The organism is Psychrobacter sp. AntiMn-1, from assembly GCF_001854065.1.
Classification (GTDB): Bacteria; Pseudomonadota; Gammaproteobacteria; order Pseudomonadales; family Moraxellaceae; genus Psychrobacter; species Psychrobacter pacificensis.
Map to the genome: position 1 here is coordinate 2,010,643 of NZ_CP012969.1, position 20,045 is coordinate 2,030,687.

Annotated in this window: 17 protein-coding genes; 7 read left to right on the plus strand and 10 right to left on the minus strand. The window is 41.5% G+C overall.

The features are described from left to right. Positions 1 to 12 precede the first annotated feature (12 nt). Positions 13 to 1,086 (minus strand): MalY/PatB family protein, encoded by a 1,074-nt coding sequence (locus AOT82_RS08540; protein WP_237182776.1) that lies wholly within the window; start codon positions 1,084 to 1,086, stop codon positions 13 to 15. A 272-nt stretch (positions 1,087 to 1,358) separates the two neighbouring features. On the opposite strand from AOT82_RS08540, the gene AOT82_RS08545 reads away from it, so the two are divergent. Beyond that, the gene (locus AOT82_RS08545) at positions 1,359 to 1,853 is read left to right on the plus strand and encodes a cupin domain-containing protein (protein ID WP_071002655.1); all 495 of its coding nucleotides are present in this window, start codon (positions 1,359 to 1,361) and stop codon (positions 1,851 to 1,853) included. 198 nt (positions 1,854 to 2,051) lie between these two features. Here AOT82_RS08545 and AOT82_RS08550 read toward each other — a convergent pair whose 3' ends face one another. The 4 genes from AOT82_RS08550 to AOT82_RS08565 form a co-directional block, all read right to left on the minus strand. Continuing rightward, a complete protein-coding gene (locus AOT82_RS08550; protein WP_197496652.1) occupies positions 2,052 to 3,029 on the minus strand; it encodes an RES family NAD+ phosphorylase in 978 nt (325 codons plus the stop codon). A 35-nt stretch (positions 3,030 to 3,064) separates the two neighbouring features. Continuing rightward, the gene (locus tag AOT82_RS08555) at positions 3,065 to 4,003 is read right to left on the minus strand and encodes a sce7725 family protein (RefSeq protein WP_071002657.1); all 939 of its coding nucleotides are present in this window, start codon (positions 4,001 to 4,003) and stop codon (positions 3,065 to 3,067) included. Further along, complete coding sequence (locus AOT82_RS08560) at positions 4,004 to 4,855, minus strand: sce7726 family protein (protein ID WP_071002658.1); 852 nt, start codon at positions 4,853 to 4,855, stop codon at positions 4,004 to 4,006. It lies immediately after the preceding gene. Between the two features lie 259 nt (positions 4,856 to 5,114). Next, positions 5,115 to 5,915, minus strand: coding sequence for a crotonase/enoyl-CoA hydratase family protein (locus AOT82_RS08565; RefSeq protein WP_071002659.1), 801 nt, complete (start codon positions 5,913 to 5,915; stop codon positions 5,115 to 5,117). A gap of 518 nt (positions 5,916 to 6,433) precedes the next feature. Between AOT82_RS08565 and AOT82_RS08570 the strand changes: the two genes are divergently transcribed. Both AOT82_RS08570 and rlmF read left to right on the plus strand, forming a co-directional pair. After that, positions 6,434 to 7,126 carry a LysE family translocator gene (locus AOT82_RS08570; protein ID WP_071002660.1) on the plus strand — a complete coding sequence of 231 codons (693 nt, stop codon included), beginning with the start codon at positions 6,434 to 6,436 and terminating at the stop codon, positions 7,124 to 7,126. Positions 7,127 to 7,202: 76 nt separating this feature from the next. Next, the gene (rlmF, locus tag AOT82_RS08575; RefSeq protein ID WP_058025215.1) at positions 7,203 to 8,240 is read left to right on the plus strand and encodes a 23S rRNA (adenine(1618)-N(6))-methyltransferase RlmF; all 1,038 of its coding nucleotides are present in this window, start codon (positions 7,203 to 7,205) and stop codon (positions 8,238 to 8,240) included. 106 nt (positions 8,241 to 8,346) lie between these two features. Here the strand turns inward: rlmF and AOT82_RS08580 are convergent, their stop codons facing one another. The 5 genes from AOT82_RS08580 to dnaA all read right to left on the minus strand — a co-directional run bounded on the left by AOT82_RS08580 (position 8,347) and on the right by dnaA (position 16,367). Beyond that, positions 8,347 to 8,916, minus strand: a complete 570-nt coding sequence (locus tag AOT82_RS08580) for a manganese efflux pump MntP (RefSeq protein WP_058025216.1) — start codon at positions 8,914 to 8,916, stop codon at positions 8,347 to 8,349. A 126-nt stretch (positions 8,917 to 9,042) separates the two neighbouring features. Next, positions 9,043 to 11,673, minus strand: coding sequence for a DNA topoisomerase (ATP-hydrolyzing) subunit B (gene gyrB / locus AOT82_RS08585; RefSeq protein WP_083328904.1), 2,631 nt, complete (start codon positions 11,671 to 11,673; stop codon positions 9,043 to 9,045). Between the two features lie 533 nt (positions 11,674 to 12,206). Next, positions 12,207 to 13,457 carry a DNA replication/repair protein RecF gene (recF, locus tag AOT82_RS08590; RefSeq protein WP_071002661.1) on the minus strand — a complete coding sequence of 417 codons (1,251 nt, stop codon included), beginning with the start codon at positions 13,455 to 13,457 and terminating at the stop codon, positions 12,207 to 12,209. A gap of 129 nt (positions 13,458 to 13,586) precedes the next feature. Beyond that, a complete protein-coding gene (gene dnaN, locus AOT82_RS08595) occupies positions 13,587 to 14,762 on the minus strand; it encodes a DNA polymerase III subunit beta (protein ID WP_071002662.1) in 1,176 nt (391 codons plus the stop codon). Between the two features lie 159 nt (positions 14,763 to 14,921). Beyond that, positions 14,922 to 16,367 (minus strand): chromosomal replication initiator protein DnaA, encoded by a 1,446-nt coding sequence (dnaA, locus tag AOT82_RS08600; protein ID WP_071002663.1) that lies wholly within the window; start codon positions 16,365 to 16,367, stop codon positions 14,922 to 14,924. A 590-nt stretch (positions 16,368 to 16,957) separates the two neighbouring features. Between dnaA and rpmH the strand changes: the two genes are divergently transcribed. The 4 genes from rpmH to yidC all read left to right on the plus strand — a co-directional run bounded on the left by rpmH (position 16,958) and on the right by yidC (position 19,932). Continuing rightward, on the plus strand, positions 16,958 to 17,092 hold the full coding sequence (rpmH, locus tag AOT82_RS08605) for a 50S ribosomal protein L34 (protein WP_007394757.1): 135 nt from the start codon (positions 16,958 to 16,960) through the stop codon (positions 17,090 to 17,092). Positions 17,093 to 17,292: 200 nt separating this feature from the next. Continuing rightward, complete coding sequence (gene rnpA / locus AOT82_RS08610; protein ID WP_071002664.1) at positions 17,293 to 17,664, plus strand: ribonuclease P protein component; 372 nt, start codon at positions 17,293 to 17,295, stop codon at positions 17,662 to 17,664. Between the two features lies 1 nt (position 17,665). Next, positions 17,666 to 18,034, plus strand: coding sequence for a membrane protein insertion efficiency factor YidD (yidD, locus tag AOT82_RS13670; protein WP_083328905.1), 369 nt, complete (start codon positions 17,666 to 17,668; stop codon positions 18,032 to 18,034). A gap of 215 nt (positions 18,035 to 18,249) precedes the next feature. Further along, complete coding sequence (gene yidC, locus AOT82_RS08615; RefSeq protein ID WP_071002665.1) at positions 18,250 to 19,932, plus strand: membrane protein insertase YidC; 1,683 nt, start codon at positions 18,250 to 18,252, stop codon at positions 19,930 to 19,932. Positions 19,933 to 20,045: the final 113 nt, after the last annotated feature.

The following is a 20,045-nucleotide window of genomic DNA, read 5'->3' on the forward strand; positions in this document are numbered from 1 at the left end:
CTCAATAATGCCTTAACCACCCAATCCCTCAAACGCCATCACCATCCGCGCCAAACCCGCTTCTAACAGCATACGCGGACAGGCAACATTGATACGCATTTTGAGATGTCCTTCCTCACCATATTTGATTCCAGCATTGAGCTCCACTTTCGCCGCACGTAAAATATCATAAAGCTGCTCGTCGTCTTGACTATATGCTGAGCAATCCAGCCAAATCAGATAGGACGCTTCTGGGCGCATGACTTTGATTTTGGGCAACTTGTCCGCCAAAAAATCTAAGGTAAACTCAATATTATCCTCAATATAGACAAGCAGCTGCGCCAACCATTCACCGCCGTCACGATAGGCGCTGTGCATCGCCGCATAGGCGAACATGTTGAGCTCATACTCATCGTTTAGATGCTGCTGGGCGTCAATTTTTTCTATCAGTGCGGCATCCTTAGCAAAAATCAGCGAGCCTTTGATCCCCGCGATATTAAAGGTTTTGGTCATCGAGGTCAGACTCACCACCTTGTGCTCATAACCTTGTGCCAGCGTTAAAAACGGCGTAAAGGTATGCCCGCGCAAGGTCAAATCCTGATGAATCTCATCACTGACAATCGCCACATCATGCTTTTTGCACAAGTCTAGCACCGCATTCAGCTCATCCGCCGTCCACACGCGCCCGCCCGGATTGTGGGGATTGCACAGAAAGTACAGCTTGATATTGTGCTTGATGATTTTGGTTTCCATATCGTCCAAATCCAGACGGTATTTGTCGTCCGCTTCCACCAGCGCTGAGCGCACCAGCGTGCGCTTATTTTGCGTGACTTTGCTCATAAAGGGCGTGTACACAGGGTCATGGACCAGCACCGCATCCCCTACCTCGGTAAAGACGTTCATCATCAGCGCTAAGCTTGGGACGACACCCGGGGAAAACAAAATATTTTCTTTAGCAAGCGGTAACTCATAGCGACTGCCATGCCACTCGATAATGGCGTCATATAGCGCCTCAGTAGGTTTGGTATAGCCCAATATGCCATGCTGTACGGCTTGCTCAATCGCGTTTAAGATAGGCGGTGCGGCCTTAAAATCCATATCCGCCACCCACAGCGGAATCGTATCATCGCTATAGTGCCATTTAAGCGACCCCGTACCACGTCTATCGCCTCATCAAAGTTATACAACACCCGCATTCCCCTTCATTTAAAATAATGGTTCAGGGTACAACAGGAATGGCGTCATCAACAATCGCTTTATGCAGGATATATAAAGCCGCTGTCTGATTATCAACATCACGCCTATCTCGTCCCTTTTAAAACCTGTTACTATTGGCTAATAGTGGTATACACTCAAAGCATCAACCAAGGAGACCGATGATGACGACACCAGAACAAAAGCCGCCTAAGGACACGCAAGCATACGTCTTGACCAAATCCGATATCGACAACACGCCTGAGACTAAGCATATCCACCAGTTCAATGAGCACGCTATCCGCCATACGGTATCGCTCAGTGATATCGTTGGTCTGACCAAGTTTGGCTTGCACCTCGTACGGGTGGAAGCGGGAGATGAGACGACGACCCATCACTATCATGAAGAGTCGGATGAGTTCATTTATGTGCTGTCAGGTGAGCTGTCGCTGCGCTATGGTGATGAGCATTATCAGCTGAGTGCTGGAGATTTTGTTGGCTTTCCTGCACATGGCGCGGCGCATTCGATGCGCAATGAGAGCGATGCCGATGCCACTTACCTGATGGGCGGCAGCCGACCACCGATCGATATTACCCTGTATCCAGAGATCGACCGTAAGATGTATAAGATACATGGCAAAAAGGAGTATGTGGATTTGGAAGATTTGGGTGAGGTTTGAGGGTAAGGCTACTTAAAGTTGGACACCTTTCTTAAATTTTTTGAATTAAGCAGCAAAATTCAGAAAAATATTAGAATATAGCTTTCAATAGACCTCTTGCAAAAGTACCAGTTCATTGACTTCCACTGACGGAGTTACAAGGGCTGACGATGACTTATGCAAGAAGTCTAATAGAAATAACATTTTCTTTAGTCGAAATCAATTATACCCTATCTTCACCTTTGAAATATTTACCTTTTTAACCTCAAAACAGTCAAATAAGTTTTGATTAAAAATCACATAGTTATTACCAATGTTATGCAGTGAACTAGTAAATTTCAAGCCTTCCACACCTGTATAAATTTTAATAAACTCACAGATAAATTGTGTAGGTATATAATCTAATTCTGAGTCATACCTCCTGAGAGGCTGAGATAAATCTCTACTAATATGTCTTTTTAATAGTCTAGACTTTATTTTTTTATTTACCTCATTTGGATGATATATTGTAGAAACTTCAGTAAAGTCAGAAATTACTACATCTCTGTCTAAGTCATTTTTGACTGAGAACTTACCTACAGAAACTTCATCTAAATACGTGGATCTAATCTCATATAGTATAGTTTCTTCATGATCTGATAAATATAGGTAAGGAATACCCATGGGATTAGCACGACCAGCTGTACTAATTTCTTTAGGTGGACAGAACATTTTATCAGGAGAAAATTTCTCATCGTTTGTACTATGATGTAATCTAGCTCTATATAAGACGTCATCTTTACTCACTACAAACTTACTTTCGAAAAAACCGTCCCATCCTAGCTCATCTGTCAGATAGTTAACATCTATTAAGTATCTCTTTTCCCATTTTAGCTGCTCTTTCAAATCAAACCAGTAATTTACATTGTTTAAAATTTCTTGGCTATAGTTAACTAGAACATCTGCATGAAAAAAACTTATTTCTAACTTATCGATAATTATATTAAGAAACTTAATACCTGTCTCGTTGTTACGGAATAAGCTCCAATCACCTTGAATGAGGCTTAGAAGTCCAATACCATCAGGATGTGTCTCGAAATTACCTAAAAGCTCGTCAAAAAAATCTAATAACTCATCAATTTTTATTATATTTTTATCATCAGTGCCACAAAAACAACATGACCCACGCTCGCCTTGAGAGAGGATAAAACCTTTCAACTCTCTATCTTCGAAGCAACTTTCACATATACTATTCATGATATTTTATCTAAATACTTTTTAACGACTAGCAAATGGTTTTTGATAGTTATCTTTTTCACAGTACCAAGACCAGGATACTTTAATTCTTCATAGTACTTTTTAAGCTCATCTGTACCTGAATTTTCTAGCGGTAACTCTTCACAGAACTTGATAGCTTTTTTGGTAGCTTCGGCAAATTTTCCTTGTACATTGGAGATAGAATCATTTGTATCAGAAGTAAAATGTCTTATCCAAATTTGATCATTCATCTCTTCATTAATATAAGTCAGATTTATAACAACAGCTCTTGGGACACTTCCACCTTCGAGATACTCCTTAGATAAAACAGTAAAATCGCTAAACCCTTGGTATCGGTCATCTTTATAGTACAAATGCTCTTCGGAAAATTTGTGAGCAGGGATTTCGAGATAATCTGCATTTTTTTGTTGACGTTCAAATAGATCATCTAATCTAATATAAATCTTATTTAAATCTTTAATCTTTCTATCTAAAGACCTATACCTGTGAGGCTCTAAAAGCATGATGTGACTTATACTATTATTACTACAAAGTTCAATCAAACTATCTTCTTTAGTGAAGTCATCTAGACCAATAATCATAGTGTCTTCTAAGTTGTACTTATGGATACATTCCAAGATATATTCTGCATTATCAGAATAGTGGAAAGCAGGTTTATACATTGAGCTTTCTAGCTTACTAATATATTGTAGGAAATGCTCTTTATCTCCTACAACTTCGCCTACAGATGGATTTACTATTAAGAAGGGCTTAAATCCACTTTCAAGAAATATATTATTAGCAAGACTTAAGCTATTAAAATTTTCTTTAACAGGCTCAATGACAGGTGTGACTTTTTCTAAAGCATTCTCTAATGCTAAATCTCTAATTGTTATTAATTCGAACTGTCTACCTCTTAAGTATGGATAGTACATTTAACACACCTTATGAGTCTTTAACTTATTAATCAAATCCTTCCTTTGCTCTTCTTTCAAATTCAATGAAAGACAAACCTGATTAAATTCATTATTGACCTTGTTAAAAAATGAGTTGTATACTTTTCTATTCTTCATAGCTTCTATAAATGAATAGTTAAGCTTTTCGTATGGTATTTTCGAAATTAAACTTTTACATACTTCAAATTGGTTAAAAGCATTTATTTCAGGTAATTCATCATAGTAATCATATGTAATATTAAGATACTCTTTAGAATGCAGAACATTCATCAGAACATCAATATCAATATCAATATTTTTTATCGCCTCTCTTTCTACTCTGAATTCTGTCATTTCTGAATCATAAGAGATAATTGCTACGTTACTGTCGTATTTCATATATTGTAATACATTTTCCTGTGGAACTATAACATAAACTTCATTGAATATTTTTTTATAAACCTCTAACTGTTTTGATAATCTATACTCTTTATCAAGTATTGTTTTTATTTCAAATACCTTAGATACCCCATTAAAAATAGCTAAATCAGCAGTTGCACCACCCAGTCTCATTTCATTAAAAATTACTGAGTGTCTATTACCTATTTCCTTTATCAATTTCTGATTTAGAAACTCATTTTTTACAACATATTCATTTTGATAGTTTTTTTGGAGTTTTCTATACTCTTCTTTAAATATTTTTAAATATGTACTTCCTCTTCTTTTATCTATCAAATCATATCTTATTAATTTTTTATCAACTGAGCCAAAGTCATTTTTCAACAATCGAAGTATTTCACTTCTTGTGAAAAGTGTTGATAAATCTCTAAGCTGATTAATATCTGTAGACATTTAAGTTCCCGAATAACTGAATATTTTTTTGCACGCCTACCATCTTTTACCTTAAATATCAAGCCTGCTAACCTAGCAATTATATCGTATCTACTATAAATATAATAATACTAAATATGAATTAGATTATATGGTTCTAATATAGCAACGCTACATAATATTATTTAGTTAATATGCTACTCATATAAGCAACTTTACTCAATTATCACAGTTATCTATAACTTAGACAATTTAATCAAAAATCGTCTAAATTTTCAGTTTACATCCCCTTAAACTCAGCCTCACGTCTCTCAACCATCGCCATCACGCCCTCTTTTGCATCCTCTGAATGAAAGAGTGGCGGCAAATAGCTGTGGATATTAGCCAGTGCCTTCGCGGCACCATTGCGGCTCGCATCTTGCGCGGAAGACAGCGCGCCTCTAACGCCCAGCGGCGCAGCTTTGCTGATCTCTTGTGCCAGTGTTAATGCGCGCTCGTACTCAGACCCATTTGCCACCACTTCACTGACCAAGTTCAGTCGATCAGCCGTTTGCGCATCGAACGCTTTGCCCGTGAGTAGATATGGCATGGCTTTTTGCCAGCCTGCCGCCGCGACAAAGCGTACCGTCGCTCCGCCAAATGGCATAATGCCGCGCTGGACTTCCATTTGCGCAAAGTTACAGTTGTCGCTTGCGATGACCACATCACAATTGAGCATCAACTCGATAGCCACGGTAAAGCACGTGCCTTTGACCGCCACCACCACAGGTTTGGTACGTAAGCGTCCACTAATGCCCCACGGATCAATTTGATTATCATCAAACTCAAACACACCATCGTTTAGCTTATCTTGTAGCTCGACCAGATCGAGCCCAGCGGTGAAGTGATCGCCATGCGCAAAGATAAGCGCACAGCGTAGATGCTCATCGTCTTCATATCGAGTCAATGCATCAGATAGCTGGGTAATCATATGACTGTCAAAAGCATTGCGTTTATTGGCGCGGTTTAGCCCAATCAGGCAAATAGTGCCGTCTGTGTCATAAGTAATGCGGTTGTCTTGCGTGGTACTGTCCGTCGTCATGGTGATGTCCTTGTCAAAGTTATTTTTTATGAAGTGAGTAGGGCGTGTTAAACATTCGACCATGGCACTGACAGCGACTATTTTTTAGGCGATTCGATGTTAAAAATAATAAGTTTAGTCATTCTAAGCGCTTATTTTTAACGATGAAGCGGCAAAAAAGAGTCCTGTCCCCTGCTTTTATCGTTGGGGCTGATGCTAAAATTGCCCCATACTGCGTTACAAATCTCGTTAAGGCATCTGCATTATCGTCGCTTTGTGCCTTGTCTGGAACAATTTTAGCAATCAGCAGTGCCTATTTGCGAATGTTCAACACGCCCTAGTTATATCGTCGAATCTTGATCGCTTATTTATAGCGATTTGTCGATAGGACTATTTTTAATACTTCATTTAATATAGACAGCATATAGCCATAACACAAGCGATAGCAATGACTCGAATGGCGCGATAATAGATAAAAGTTGACCTCATTTGTGATAAGTGCAACTATGATTCAGACTGGATAGGGTACAGAGGGTTTTATGGAGTTTTGGCATGGGTTTTTGCTAATCACGAGCGTTCACTTGCTGGCGGCCGCCTCACCAGGGCCTGATTTTGTGTTGGTCTCGCAGCAGACATTAGCCAAAGGTCGGCGTACTGGTTTGATTTGTAGTTTGGGTATTACCTTAGGATTATCGGTACACATTATCTATTCAGTGCTAGGATTGGCAACGGTGATTGCCCACTCGCAGCCGCTATTGACCGCGATCAAATGGCTGGGCGGTGGCTATCTGATCTATCTGGGGTGGCAAGGTATTCAGGCCAAACCTAAAAAGCCATTAGAACTAACAGCGTTAGTAACGCAAGAGAACGCACCTATTGATCATTTACAAGCAAAGCAAGACGCCTCTACTCATACCAAATTTACAACACCTAACGATACTTTTACCACATTGCGTCGCGGGTTTTTCTGCAATGTCTTCAACCCAAAAGCGCCTGTCTATTTTGTGGCGATTTTTACCCTTGTGCTATCGCCAGCCATCCCACTTTGGCAATTGGCGATTTATGGCGTCTGGATGATGGTGCTACAGATGGCATGGTTTAGCACCGTGGTGATGCTACTCTCTGTCCCTGCAATTCATCGACGACTTCAGCGTTTTGAGCATTGGATCGACCGTGTGTTGGGGTCTGCGATGATCGTATTGGGGCTCAACCTGATCTTGCGTCATCGATAGGCCATCGATAACTCATTTGCGAGCGGTGAAATCTGCTACACTGCTGACTTATATCCATATATCGTAGCCTGACATTATGACAAGTAAGCCCATGACCCGTAATCCTGCCAATAGTAAACACAGAAACCGATCGCCTGCGACCGCCAAAAAACTCGGTCAATTGCATCCGCGCAATCCACATCAAGGTCGTTACGACTTTGCCGTATTGACTCGCGCGTTGCCTGAGCTTGCTGAGCATACCATCACCAACCCCAAAGGCGAGCCGACGATTAATTTCTCGGATCATCAAGCAGTTCGTGTGCTAAATAAAGCATTGTTGGCGCACTATTACGGCGTTAAGTTTTGGGATATTCCTGACGGCTATCTATGTCCGCCAATTCCTGGCCGTGCCGATTATATTCACTATATTGCGGATTTACTCGCGCAAACCACGCACGTGAATGCCGACAACACACCGCCAACCGGTAAAGAGATTCACGCGCTAGATATCGGTACGGGTGCCAGTGCGATCTATCCGATTGTCGGTAGTCAAAGCTATGGTTGGCGCTTTACCGCAAGCGATATTGATCCGGTTTCGGTCAATACTGCCGCCCTCATTTGTGACGCCAATCCTAAGCTAAAAAGCGCGGTCAAAGTAAAGCTACAGCCTGAGCCTAAGTTCATCTTTAAAAACATCATTGGTCGTCAAGATTACTTCGATGTGGTGGTGTGTAACCCACCGTTTCACGCCTCATTAGAAGAAGCGATGGAAGCCAATAGCCGCAAGCAGCACAACCTGCAACGCCATCGCGGTAAAAATGAAAGCGAGCAAATCAGCCGTCATTCAACCAAGTCAGGTAACGCGGCGCAAAACCTAAACTTCGGTGGTCAGCATAAAGAATTGTGGAGTGAAGGTGGCGAAATTGCGTTTTTGACCAAGATGGCAAAAGAAAGCCAAAGCTTTGCAGAGCATGTTGGCTGGTTCACGACGTTAGTATCAAAATCTGAAAATGTGAAACCTTTACAACTACTATTAAAGCAGCTTAATGTCGCGCAGATGCGTATCATTGAGATGAGCCAAGGTCAAAAGAGCACTCGTGTACTCGCGTGGCGCTTTGATACCGACGAAGAGTAGTCGTTGAATACATAATACGCCTAAGTTTCACGTGAAACAAAAAAGCACCGCTTTGATACTCAAGGCGGTGCTTTTTGCATAAAGGCTAAGTGAAACTCTAAATAGATTAGCCAAAGAACATGACTTTGATACCAATCGCAATCAGTACCACACCGCCCAATACTTCGGCTTTATCCTCTAGCCATGTGCCTGAGCGACGTCCCAAATAGACCCCGAGCCAGCCAAACACAGCCGTTACAACCGCGATAATCAAGCAGGCAAGCCATGCGTTTAACGCCAATAAATTGAGCGTAAATCCTGCTGCCATGGCATCGATACTGGTAGCAATAGCAAGGGTAAACATGGTGCGATGGCTAATGACACTACCGCCCACGTCAATATCTTCTTCGTCATCCTCACCACTGAGCACTTCGTACAGCATCTTGCCACCCAGAGCAATCAAGATGATACCGCCGATCCAAGGCGCGGCCGCCGCCAACCATCCCAACAGCGCTGCACCCAATAAATACCCAATGAGCGGCATCACACCCTGCGCGATACCGAAATATAATGCGGCATAAATAGCGAGATGACGTGCATATTGCTGGCTTTGTTTCTGTGACTTTGCGCCCATTCCTATCGATACTGCAAACGCATCCATCGCGAGTGCAATCGCGAGCAGCACTACTTCAATCATGGTATTTTCTCTTAACTCGAATAGCAGGTATGATTAACTTTATAAAAAAGGTTTCATGTGAAACAAAAATACCGCTTCGATAGACGACGCGGTATTTTTATACGTTGTTACTGATCAGTTTCAAAATTAGATATCTAGATTTGAGACGGTTAACGCATTTTCTTCAATAAAGACACGACGCGGCTCGACATGATCACCCATCAAGCAGGTAAACATATGATCAGCGGCAATCGCATCTTCGATAGTGACACGTAGCATACGACGGTTTTCTGGATCCATCGTGGTATCCCATAGCTGGTCAGCGTTCATCTCACCTAGACCTTTATAGCGCTGGATAGCCAGACCACGACGCGCGTCGAGCATCATTTGCTGCCAGAGATAATCGAAGTCACGTACTGGAATATCTTTAGTCGTGCCCGCACTTGCTTCACGACGAATAAAGGCGTCTTCCTCAAGCAGGGTGTTCCACTCGCTTGATAGACGTAACAGTTTGCCATACTCACTTGAGTTGATGAAGCTAGCATCTAACAGATAATGGTGTGCCAGTTGATGCACATAGACTGTGACACGTGGTAGCCACTGCGCCTTAGTAGATAAAGCCTCATTGTCTGATGCTTCGCCTTCTGCCGTGCTTGCGGCCTCAGTGCCAATTGCAGGTGTCATACCCAATAGATCGGCAGCCGCTGAATCCATATCTTGTGGCTGCGGTGCATGAATATTGACCAATTCAATCTCAGGATTTAACTCACTACCAAAGACGTCAAGCTGAGCCTGCATGGCTTTTTGCCAGTCCTGCATCGCAGACTCATCATAAGTCATATCAACGGATAGCTTTGGCGTGTGCGTCAACGCATCCAAGATGACCAATGGGAAGCGGATCTGCAAACGCGCTTTGATCAGCTGAGTTTGGTTATAATCATTCAGCAATGATTCAAGCGCTTGCCCTGTAATAGCAGGCGCATCCGCGCTAACATGTAGCTTGGTACTATCAATGGTTGATGACAATAGATACGCTTTTAGCGCTTCGTCATCCTTTAGATATAGCTCTTGACGACCCTTTTTCACTTTATATAGCGGCGGCTGGGCGATATATACATAGCCACGCTCGATCAGCTCAGGCGTTTGACGGAAGAAGAACGTCAGCAGCAGGGTACGAATGTGTGAGCCATCCACATCGGCATCAGTCATGATGATGATTTTATGGTAGCGCACTTTGTCTGGATTATACTCATCAGGGCCGATACCGCAGCCAAGTGCCGTGATCAGGTTACCCACTTCAGCGGACGATAGCATTTTGTCAAAGCGCGCACGCTCAACGTTTAGAATTTTACCTTTTAGTGGCAAAATCGCTTGAGTCTTACGGCTACGACCTTGTTTGGCTGAGCCACCTGCAGAGTCACCCTCCACGATATATAGCTCTGATAGTACTGGATCTTTTTCTTGGCAGTCAGCCAATTTTCCCGGTAGACCTGCAATATCCAGAGTCGTCTTGCGGCGGGTCATCTCTCGCGCTTTACGAGCGGCGTCACGCGCCCGTGCTGCTTCCATAATTTTATTAGCAATGGCTTTACCCGCCGTTGGATTCTCTAGCAGATAGTCATTGAACTTATCATGCATCGCTGATTCAACGGCAGACTTGACTTCGCTTGAGACCAGCTTGTCTTTGGTCTGGCTTGAGAATTTCGGATCCGGCACTTTCACCGAGACAATAGCCGTTAGGCCTTCACGAGCATCATCACCAGTCGCCGCGACCTTTTCTTTTTTGAATAAATTCTCGCGATCCATATAGCTATTTAGGCCGCGTGTGAGTGCTGAGCGGAAACCTGATAGATGCGTACCGCCATCTTTTTGCGGAATATTATTGGTAAAGCACAGCACTTTTTCGTTATACGTATCGGTCCATTGCAGCGCAACCTCGACACTGATACCGTCGTCTTGTTGACTGGTAAAATGAAAAACTTCATTGATACCGTCTTTACCTGCATTGATGTAGCTGACAAATTCTAGCAAGCCACCTTTGTGCTCAAACTCATGACGCTTATCAATGCGCTCATCGGTCAGAACGATACGCACACCAGAGTTCAAAAATGACAGCTCACGTAGGCGTTTTGCCAAAATATCATATTCAAAAACTGTGCCGGTGAATACGTCGCTACTTGGATAAAAGCGGATTTGCGTACCGGTTTGATCGGTCGCTTCCATCTGCTGAATATCAGCGTCAGGTACGCCATCAGTATAGGTCTGATGGTAATGATAGCCTTCACGCCAGATATTCATCTCAAGCTTTTTAGACAACGCGTTGACGACCGACACCCCAACACCATGCAGGCCACCTGATACTTTATAGCTATTATCATCGAACTTACCGCCTGCATGCAAGACAGTCATAATAACCTGAGCTGCTGATACACCCTCTTCTGGATGAATATCGACTGGCACACCGCGGCCATTGTCCATCACACTGACAGACTCATCTTCGTGAATGATGATATCGATCTGATCACAGTGACCGGCCAGCGCCTCATCGATAGAGTTATCCACGACCTCAAAGACCATGTGATGCAAGCCTGTGCCATCGTCAGTGTCACCGATATACATACCAGGGCGCACGCGTACAGCCTCTAGCCCACGTAGTACACGGATATCCTTAGAACTATAATCAGAAGGTAATACTTCTGAAACTACAGTAGGCACAGCGGCTTCAGTAGCACTGTCGTCTATCAATTGCTCGTGGTCAATAGGTAATGAATCACTCATGTACATTCCTTAATCTAGCCATAATCAGCCATTTATTGTTAGCGCACTTATAAAAAGTCCGCTACATAATGGCATCTTAAAATTAACGTCTATTATTCATAACTTAGAGTGCATGTGAGCAGCTAAACCACTAACCACCGTTAACCTCAAAAAGGCTGCATAGAGATAAAATTGGCAAATTACTTATTAGTAATAGTCTTTGTTTTTCTAGCCATTGTTAAAACTATTGAAATAAATAAAATATTTAATTATCAACTACTTACAAAGAAACAAAAAATAGAAATCTTTTATATGATGCTATCAGATAAATTGCTGAGAACAGGACAAAAATAAAGGGTTATTTTAGCATTTTTTTGTCTGTAAGTCACTGTTTACTGGGAGTTTTACGACTTATGAGTCAGTGTCTTTACCTAATAGCTAGTATGAGTGATAGTCGTGACTGTGATACTCAATAAAGGACGTATAAAGGAGTTATAAGTAGGCAGGAAAAGGCTTAAAGGGATGATAAGAAACTAAGAATTAATCAACAGGAATTAATCAACAGACAATATCTGGCCTTGTTTCACGTGAAACAATCTAGGTTTTGACCACAACTCATTAACCAGAGGTACGATATCATCCGTCAAGCTGGTCATGAACACCTGACAAGGCAGCTGCGCTAATGTTGATAAAAGAATACCTATCGCCCTATCGTCTAGCTCTGCGGTGATGTCATCTAGTAGCACGACAGGGGTCGCTCTCGATGTTGAGTTATTATCGAACGAAGCGCTATCTTTATTATCATTGAGCAATAAAGGCAGCTGTGACAGTCGCAGTGCCGTAATCAACAGTTTTTTTTCGCCGCGAGACAATACATTTGCTGCCTGCTCTTTTAGAGTTGGTAATTTAGCATTTACCTCATGGTTTGAGGACGCTGTATTTGTATTTGTCGCCTGACTATCTATAACATCATCAGACCGTACTATAACATCATCAGACCGTACAGTATTATCAGAGCGCCAATGTACGTGGATATCGGCGCGATGATTGCCTATACGGGTATATCCTAACTGTAAATCCTGCTCTAATCGCTCATTAAGCTGTACATCAAGCGCGACATTAGTGTCATAGCCAGCGTTATAACTTAGGCTCAATTGCTCAGCATAAGACGGCAACAATTGCAGAACACTTTTGGCAAAATAAGGCTGCCACTCAGTAAATACTTGCTCACGATAATGATGTATCAATGCCGCATGATTACTTAGTCCTTTATCCCAAGACTTTAGCTCAGCTAGCTGGACTTGAGTCAATTGACGAGTCTTTTTTAGTAAACTATTGCGCTGTTTTAACAGGCGTTGATAGGCGACCCATTGTGGGTGAAAACCTTGTTTCATGTGAAACACCAACCAATCTAATAGCTGGCGACGACTGGCACTACCCTGCTCTAACATATCCATCGTTGAAGGATCTATCAGTAGCGTGGGCAGCTGCTCAGTCAATATACTTTGATTGTAGACAGTAGCTTGATTAAGACGCAGAATGGTTGTCGCATCTGTTTGTTTTTGAATGGCTAACGTACGACTATCATTGAGCCTAGCATATACGGTTGTATTATTCTGATGGTGCTGTATATAACGTTTTGGCTGGTGATGGCGAAAGCTTTTGCCTCTCGATAATAAGAATATCGCTTCAAGTAAAGATGTTTTGCCGCTACCATTTGCACCGATGACAACGTTGCAAACGGTCGACTGCAAATTAACTTGTGTGAGGTTGCGCAGATTTGATATTTGTAGACGTTCAATCATGATATCGATAGCCGCCCATTATTTTCAGCTTTCAAAGCAAGCAAAAGTTTATTTAAATTTAAGCTGTCCGCGTAAATACTCAAAAGATGCTAGCGCGGTTCAATGCTGTATGATGTGCAAAAAATCAGACTATATACGCATCGGCATGATGACGTATTGATGGAACTCATCATTAAGCTGATTGACCAACACTGAAGCATTCGATTGGCTCATATGCATCTGCAAATCACCTTGAATAACATTTAGCACATCTTGTAGATACGCAGCATTGAATGATAACTCCATTGGTTCGCCTTGGTATTTGGCTTGGAGCATCTCCACGGCTTCATCTTGCTCAGCATTATTGGCACGTACTTCTATCATACCATCACTGGCAAAATTAAAGACCACACCGCGAGATTTCTCGTTACTTAAAATCGCAACCCGGCGTAATACGTCAGTCATTTTTTCTTGACTAAATAACGCGAGCTTATCGGTATTGCTTGGCATGACGCGGCGATAATCAGGGAATTTGCCATCAATCAAACGGGCAGTAAACGTCACCATTAGGTTTTGGCTGACTTGCCCTGCACTATCTACATCGCCAAATGGTAAGCTCACTTGCAAAAACTCACGCCCAAAACTCAGCGTAACTGCATTGTCCTTATCGCCTAGCATTTTGCCAAGCTCAGTCGCCAAACGCTCAAGCTCGATCACTGCCTTACGTGGCAAGATAGCCTGCATGCTCAGATCAGCACTCACATCTATAACGCTACGTGCCAAGGCCAATCTATGTCCGTCAGTCGCAACGGTCGTAAGCTGCTGCTGTGAAACATCAAACAGCATACCCGTCAAATAATAACGTACATCTTGAATTGCCATCGCAAACTGAGTTTTGTGAATCAAATCTGTCAATCGACTACGGCTGATGTTCAACGGCGTGATATTTTCAGGATTGCCCAAGCTTGGATAGTCTTCACTTGGTAAGGTGCCTAGCGTGAAACGGCTCTTGCCACTGGTAAGCAAACAACGCTCATTCGCTTGAGTCGCTAGGTTAACTTGGGCTTGTGCAGGTAAAGACTTACAAATATCTTTTAGTTTTGTTGCAGGTAGCGTCGTTGTTCCTGCTTCAACACAAGCACCAGCAGGCAATTTCAAGGTCGATGTCAGCTCCACTTCTAAATCTGAGGCTGTCAAGATAAGCTCGGACTCTGATAACTGCAGCTTAATATTACCCAATATCACCATATTATGGCGTTTATCAGCGGCTTTGGCGATCAAGTTGATAGCTTTTAGTAACGATTCTCGATTGATCGATAATTGCATGCTTAGTTACTCTTATTTGAATGATTTTTTATAAAAATTTGACGTAATCGTCTAATAATACCTTGTCTACCGACTATAATCTACAGAGCATCTATCTGCTTATATTTTCAATATTATAAACGATATTTTCTCCCTAAAATACAGTGAAGACTTACTCTACTAACCTGCCTGTAACATCAACGCTAGCGTCTTATAATCCTTGTCAAACGCCGGATCTGCTGCTCGTAATTCATTTACTTTATCGCAAGCGTGCATCACTGTAGTATGGTCACGTCCACCAAATGATTGACCAATTTCAGGAAAACTATCACCTGTTAACTCACGCGATAAGGCCATCGCTATTTGGCGAGGTCTGGCGATGCTACGCGTACGTTTACGCCCCATAATGTCTTTCACCGTTACATCATAGTATTCAGCGACTATTTTTCGGATATTATCCATATTTACGGCTTGTACACGCATAGCGACGATGTCTTTTAACGCGTATTGCACCATCTCAAGAGTAATCTGTGCACCTGTCAAATTAGCATTTGCAAAAACTTGATTGAGAGCACCCTCCAAACGTCTGACATTGGATACCACGTTTTGAGCGATAAATAATGCACACTCTTTAGGCAGCACCATGCCATAAGAAGCGGCTTTTTTCTGCAAAATTTGCACGCGAGTATCAATCTCAGGAGGGTCAACTGCGACTGTCAATCCCCAAGAAAATCGCGATCTAAAGCGCTCATCAAATTCCGTCATTTGTGATGGATGACGATCAGAAGCCAAAATCAGTTGTTTGTCACCACTGGTAAAATCTGCAAACAATGTTAAAAATTCATTACTGCTTTTGGTCTTTCCTGCTAAGACGTGAATATCATCTACAATTAATAAATCTACTTTTTTTATTTTCTTTTTAAAATCTTCTATTTTATTATTTCTTAATGAATAAACTAATTGGTTTATAAATTTTTCAGAAGTAAAATAATAAAAACTTTGATTATTTTTTAGATATCGATGTGCTACAGAATGCATTAAATGCGTTTTTCCTAATCCAGAAGGTCCATATATAAATAAAGGGTTGTGTCGATTTTTTGATTGTTTTTTACCAAGCTCATAGCAGGCCTTGTAAGCCAGATTGTTCGACTTACCAGTGACAAATGTCTCAAAAGTAAAGTCAGGGTTGAGATAGCTCAGTGATTTAGCATCAGCCGAGTCGTTTAGTTCTCCCTGACGCATATTAGCGTCGATATCTGCTTTTGAATTATTATGATGGATAGATTCAAATTTATGCTCAGATGGAGTAGGGGAGGGCTTATCCTTCAAAAATAATGAGCCTGATTTTGTCTGCTGACTATCGTCTACCTCACGTCCAGCATTATCAACACGGACAACAACCTCCTCAATGCTACCTTGACTGTGCTTAGCAACCAATTGCTGAATATCTTGAAGATGGTTCTTTTTGATATACGTGACAAAATAATCATTAGGCGCAAGAATGATCAGAGTTTGTGCTTCTTGATAAGCTGATAGAGGCCTCAGCCACATGGTAAAAACGTTGTCTTTAACGTTATAGCGCAAATCGTTCAGACATTTATCCCAAATATTTGCTGTGTCTATCATGAAAAATACTAACCCTATAATTTGCAATAATAATTAACTTTAATAGCCTGACCTTCTACAGAAATACTTGGTATCAACAGTGATTAACTGTGTTAAAAGTCACACTGGAAAGCTATGAGAAGTCACACACGAAGTAGGGGCTAATCTAACATAAATACCCTGTGGATAAAACCTTGTTTTTTGGGGATAAGACTGTGGATATTTTTGTGGATAACTCAAAAAGATAAGTTATCCATATTTAGCCCACAGGTTATCCACAACCTTACCCATAGCCTAGTGTTTTGATAAATAACGATAAAGTGGAGTTAGCCACAGATAAGCAAGGTCCCAATAACAACAATACCTATATATATTAATTAATTATTGTTATAGATTTCATGCAAAACTGTGGATAACTTCAGAAATTATTTACTGTCAACTAAAAACACTGGTTAAACAAAACGGAAGTATTGAACAAATAATATCTAGCAGTCTGATAGCAGAAACTAAATCTCTGAAAACAGGCTAAATTAGTTTATTGACCAAAACTATACTGGATGGTATAATCCTCCGTTATTACGAATTTAGTCCATTATTTTGATAGGTGAGTTATGAAACGTACATTCCAACCAAGCGTGATCAAGCGTAAACGTACTCACGGTTTCCGTGCTCGTATGGCAACTAAAAAAGGCCGTCAGGTCTTAGCTCGTCGCCGTGCTAAAGGACGTCATCGTCTAACTGTATAATCAGTAGTCAGTAGTCAGTAGATAGCGATAAGCATGGCTAATATTGCTTGTTGTGCTCCTATTGTTTATAGATTGCAATAGTCAATCATCACAACTGACACTTAGCCATATATTAAAAGCGCCCGCATCGGCGCTTTTTTTGTTTCTATATTTTGCTATTATCTTTAATATCGCCATTCCCTATCATATTAGGTCATACCATGCCCAAATCTCTTTTAGCTACACCTACAGCCAATTTTACTAAAGAGCAGCGCCTACTGACACCAGCAGCGTTTCGTGAAGTGTTTGACGCACCTGAGCGTAAGATACATCAGAGTCACTTGATGGCGTTTGTGAGACCCAGTGCCTGTGACAAGCCACGTATCGGTATGGCGATTACTAAGCGTAAAGTGCCTACTGCTGTCGTTCGAAATTTGATTAAACGACATATCCGTGAGCAGTTCCGTACAAAAGCTTTTAAATTAGAAAATAAAGATATTGTTTTTATAGTAAAAAAATCGATAAAGAATATTGATAATAAAGAATTGAAAAATGAAATAAATAATATTTTTAAAAAAATAGAAAAAAAATAAAATGAAAAAATTATTAGTTTTGATAAATAAAATAATTTTTGTTTTTATATTAAATATAATAAAATTTTATCAAAAAATAATTAGCCCTATCATACCTGCTCGCTGCCGTTACTATCCCAGCTGTTCAAACTATGGTAAACAAGCTTTGGCGTGGCATGGCACTCGTGTAGGTAGTTGGTTGCTGTTAAAACGTCTTAGTAAATGTCATCCGCTTGGTGGACACGGCATTGATTTTGTCCCGCTCCCTTTATCTTCTTATCGGTATCAATATATACCTTCCACAACGAGTAGCGATAGTAGAGGATGGGGTGTTTACCGAGATCGTCAGGGGTATGTGCCACGTCTTAACTACTTAATGAAGACAACATAAAAATCATAACTTCGGGCTTTAGATATCATCTTCAATGACTTACCCACAAGTTATCCACACTCTTGGTATCATTTGAAGCAGATTTTTAGTAAAATAATGCACATTTTATGTAAATGACTCTCAACGCGGTTATCGATCATGATGATAACTATGCAATATAGTCATGACACATGCCCTAATTTTTCATTCCCTAATTTTTAATCTAGGAAAGGTTTATGCAAAAGATATTTCGGGTGATGATCATCATTGCGATGTTAATTACCGCTTATCTGCTGATTTTGGCATGGCGAGATGATTATGCCGATGCACCAGCTGTAGAAGCAGTGCCAGAAACTACAAGTTCAGTAGGTGCTGACATTCCTTCTACCACTGGTGCCGCAGGTGATATTCCGGTTCAGACCCTACCTGTGGATAACGCAGCTGTGATAGCGGCCCCTGCAAAGGACACAGGATTAATCACGGTAACGACCGATCGCTATGATATTAAAATCAATCCAGAAGGCGGTGATATTGTCTATGCTGCGCTCAAGCAGTATGACGCAACGCTCGATAGCGATAAGCCTTTCGTATTGCTAGAAAACAACAGCAACCGTGTATACGTGGCTCAGTCTGGCTTGATTGGTCAAAATGGTATTGATACGGCAGAAGGCCGTGCGATTTATAGCCACACCACTAATAACTATGTAATGGAAGCAGGGCAACAGACATTGTCAGTACCGCTTACTTACAAAAAAGATGGCGTGACAATCACCAAGACATTCACCTTTACTGAAAACAAATATCCGATCGATATTAGCTACAAAATTCAAAACGCCTCTACCAATGCGTGGCAAGGCCAGATGTTTGCGCAGCTAAAACGCGATGATAGTAAAGATCCTGGTATGTCTGATAAAGGCGCGCTGAGCATGGCGACTTATCTAGGTGGTGCATGGGGTACGCCAGATGATCCTTATAATAAACTGAAGTTTAAAGACTTCAGCGATGGCGAGTTGACGACGACCAGTGATAAAGGTTGGGTTGGCATCGTACAGCATTATTTTGTCTCTGCATGGACGCCTGAAAACTTCACGGGTAAATTCTTTACCCGCGAGACTGGTAACGACTACTTTATTGGCTTTAACAGTCAGCCAGTCAATGTCGCACCAAACAAGCAAGTGACGTTGGATGCCACACTATATGCAGGTCCAAAAGTACAGTCTGAGCTAAAAGATGTGGCAGTTGGTCTGAATAAGACGGTTGATTACGGCTTATTGTGGCCAATATCAAAGGTCTTGTTTGCTATCTTGGAAGGTGTGCATAAAGTTGTGGGTAACTGGGGTTGGTCAATCATTATCCTCACCATTCTAGTCAAAATTGCTTTGATGTGGTTCTCTAATAAGAGCTACTATTCAATGGCAAAAATGCGCGCTATTGCGCCGAGACTAAAAACGCTAAAAGAAGAGCATGGCGACGACCGCATGAAAATGTCGCAAGAAATGATGGCCATCTACAAAGAAGAGAATGTCAATCCGATGGCGGGTTGTCTACCTATCTTGATGCAGATGCCAATTTTCTTAGCTTTGTATTGGGTGCTCGTAGAGAGTGTCGAGCTGCGTCATGCGCCATGGATTCTGTGGATTCGCGATCTTTCAGCCATGGATCCTTGGTTCATCTTGCCGCTATTGATGGGTGTTTCCATGTTCATCCAGCAACAGTTAAACCCGCAGCCAGCAGATCCAATGCAAGCAAAAGTCATGAAGTTCTTGCCAATTATCTTTACCGCATTCATGCTATTCTTCCCAGCAGGTTTGGTACTATATTGGACAGTGAACAACTTGTTCAGTATGACTCAGCAATATATTGTAAATAAGAAAGTCGAAGAAGAGCAGAAACGTCGCACGGTAAAAATAGTTGACTAACTGACGCTCTATCAGAAGGATAAAAACAAATACCATCGCGCAAGCGGTGGTTTTTTTATGAGTGCTAAAAGGTTATCCACAGCTTATCAACATTGAAGAGAAAATATCAACGA

Bases quoted from the DNA above. Each gene is read 5' to 3' on its own strand.
- rnpA (WP_071002664.1), top strand. From the start codon at position 17,293: ATGCCCAAATCTCTTTTAGCTACACCTACAGCCAATTTTACTAAAGAG.
- rpmH (WP_007394757.1), top strand. From the start codon at position 16,958: ATGAAACGTACATTCCAACCAAGCGTGATCAAGCGTAAACGTACTCAC.
- dnaA (WP_071002663.1), bottom strand. From the start codon at position 16,367: ATGATAGACACAGCAAATATTTGGGATAAATGTCTGAACGATTTGCGC.
- yidD (WP_083328905.1), top strand. From the start codon at position 17,666: ATGAAAAAATTATTAGTTTTGATAAATAAAATAATTTTTGTTTTTATA.
- dnaN (WP_071002662.1), bottom strand. From the start codon at position 14,762: ATGCAATTATCGATCAATCGAGAATCGTTACTAAAAGCTATCAACTTG.
- AOT82_RS08555 (WP_071002657.1), bottom strand. From the start codon at position 4,003: ATGTACTATCCATACTTAAGAGGTAGACAGTTCGAATTAATAACAATT.
- AOT82_RS08580 (WP_058025216.1), bottom strand. From the start codon at position 8,916: ATGATTGAAGTAGTGCTGCTCGCGATTGCACTCGCGATGGATGCGTTT.
- recF (WP_071002661.1), bottom strand. From the start codon at position 13,457: ATGATTGAACGTCTACAAATATCAAATCTGCGCAACCTCACACAAGTT.
- yidC (WP_071002665.1), top strand. From the start codon at position 18,250: ATGCAAAAGATATTTCGGGTGATGATCATCATTGCGATGTTAATTACC.
- gyrB (WP_083328904.1), bottom strand. From the start codon at position 11,673: ATGAGTGATTCATTACCTATTGACCACGAGCAATTGATAGACGACAGT.
- AOT82_RS08545 (WP_071002655.1), top strand. From the start codon at position 1,359: ATGACGACACCAGAACAAAAGCCGCCTAAGGACACGCAAGCATACGTC.
- rlmF (WP_058025215.1), top strand. From the start codon at position 7,203: ATGACAAGTAAGCCCATGACCCGTAATCCTGCCAATAGTAAACACAGA.
- AOT82_RS08560 (WP_071002658.1), bottom strand. From the start codon at position 4,855: ATGTCTACAGATATTAATCAGCTTAGAGATTTATCAACACTTTTCACA.
- AOT82_RS08565 (WP_071002659.1), bottom strand. From the start codon at position 5,915: ATGACGACGGACAGTACCACGCAAGACAACCGCATTACTTATGACACA.
- AOT82_RS08570 (WP_071002660.1), top strand. From the start codon at position 6,434: ATGGAGTTTTGGCATGGGTTTTTGCTAATCACGAGCGTTCACTTGCTG.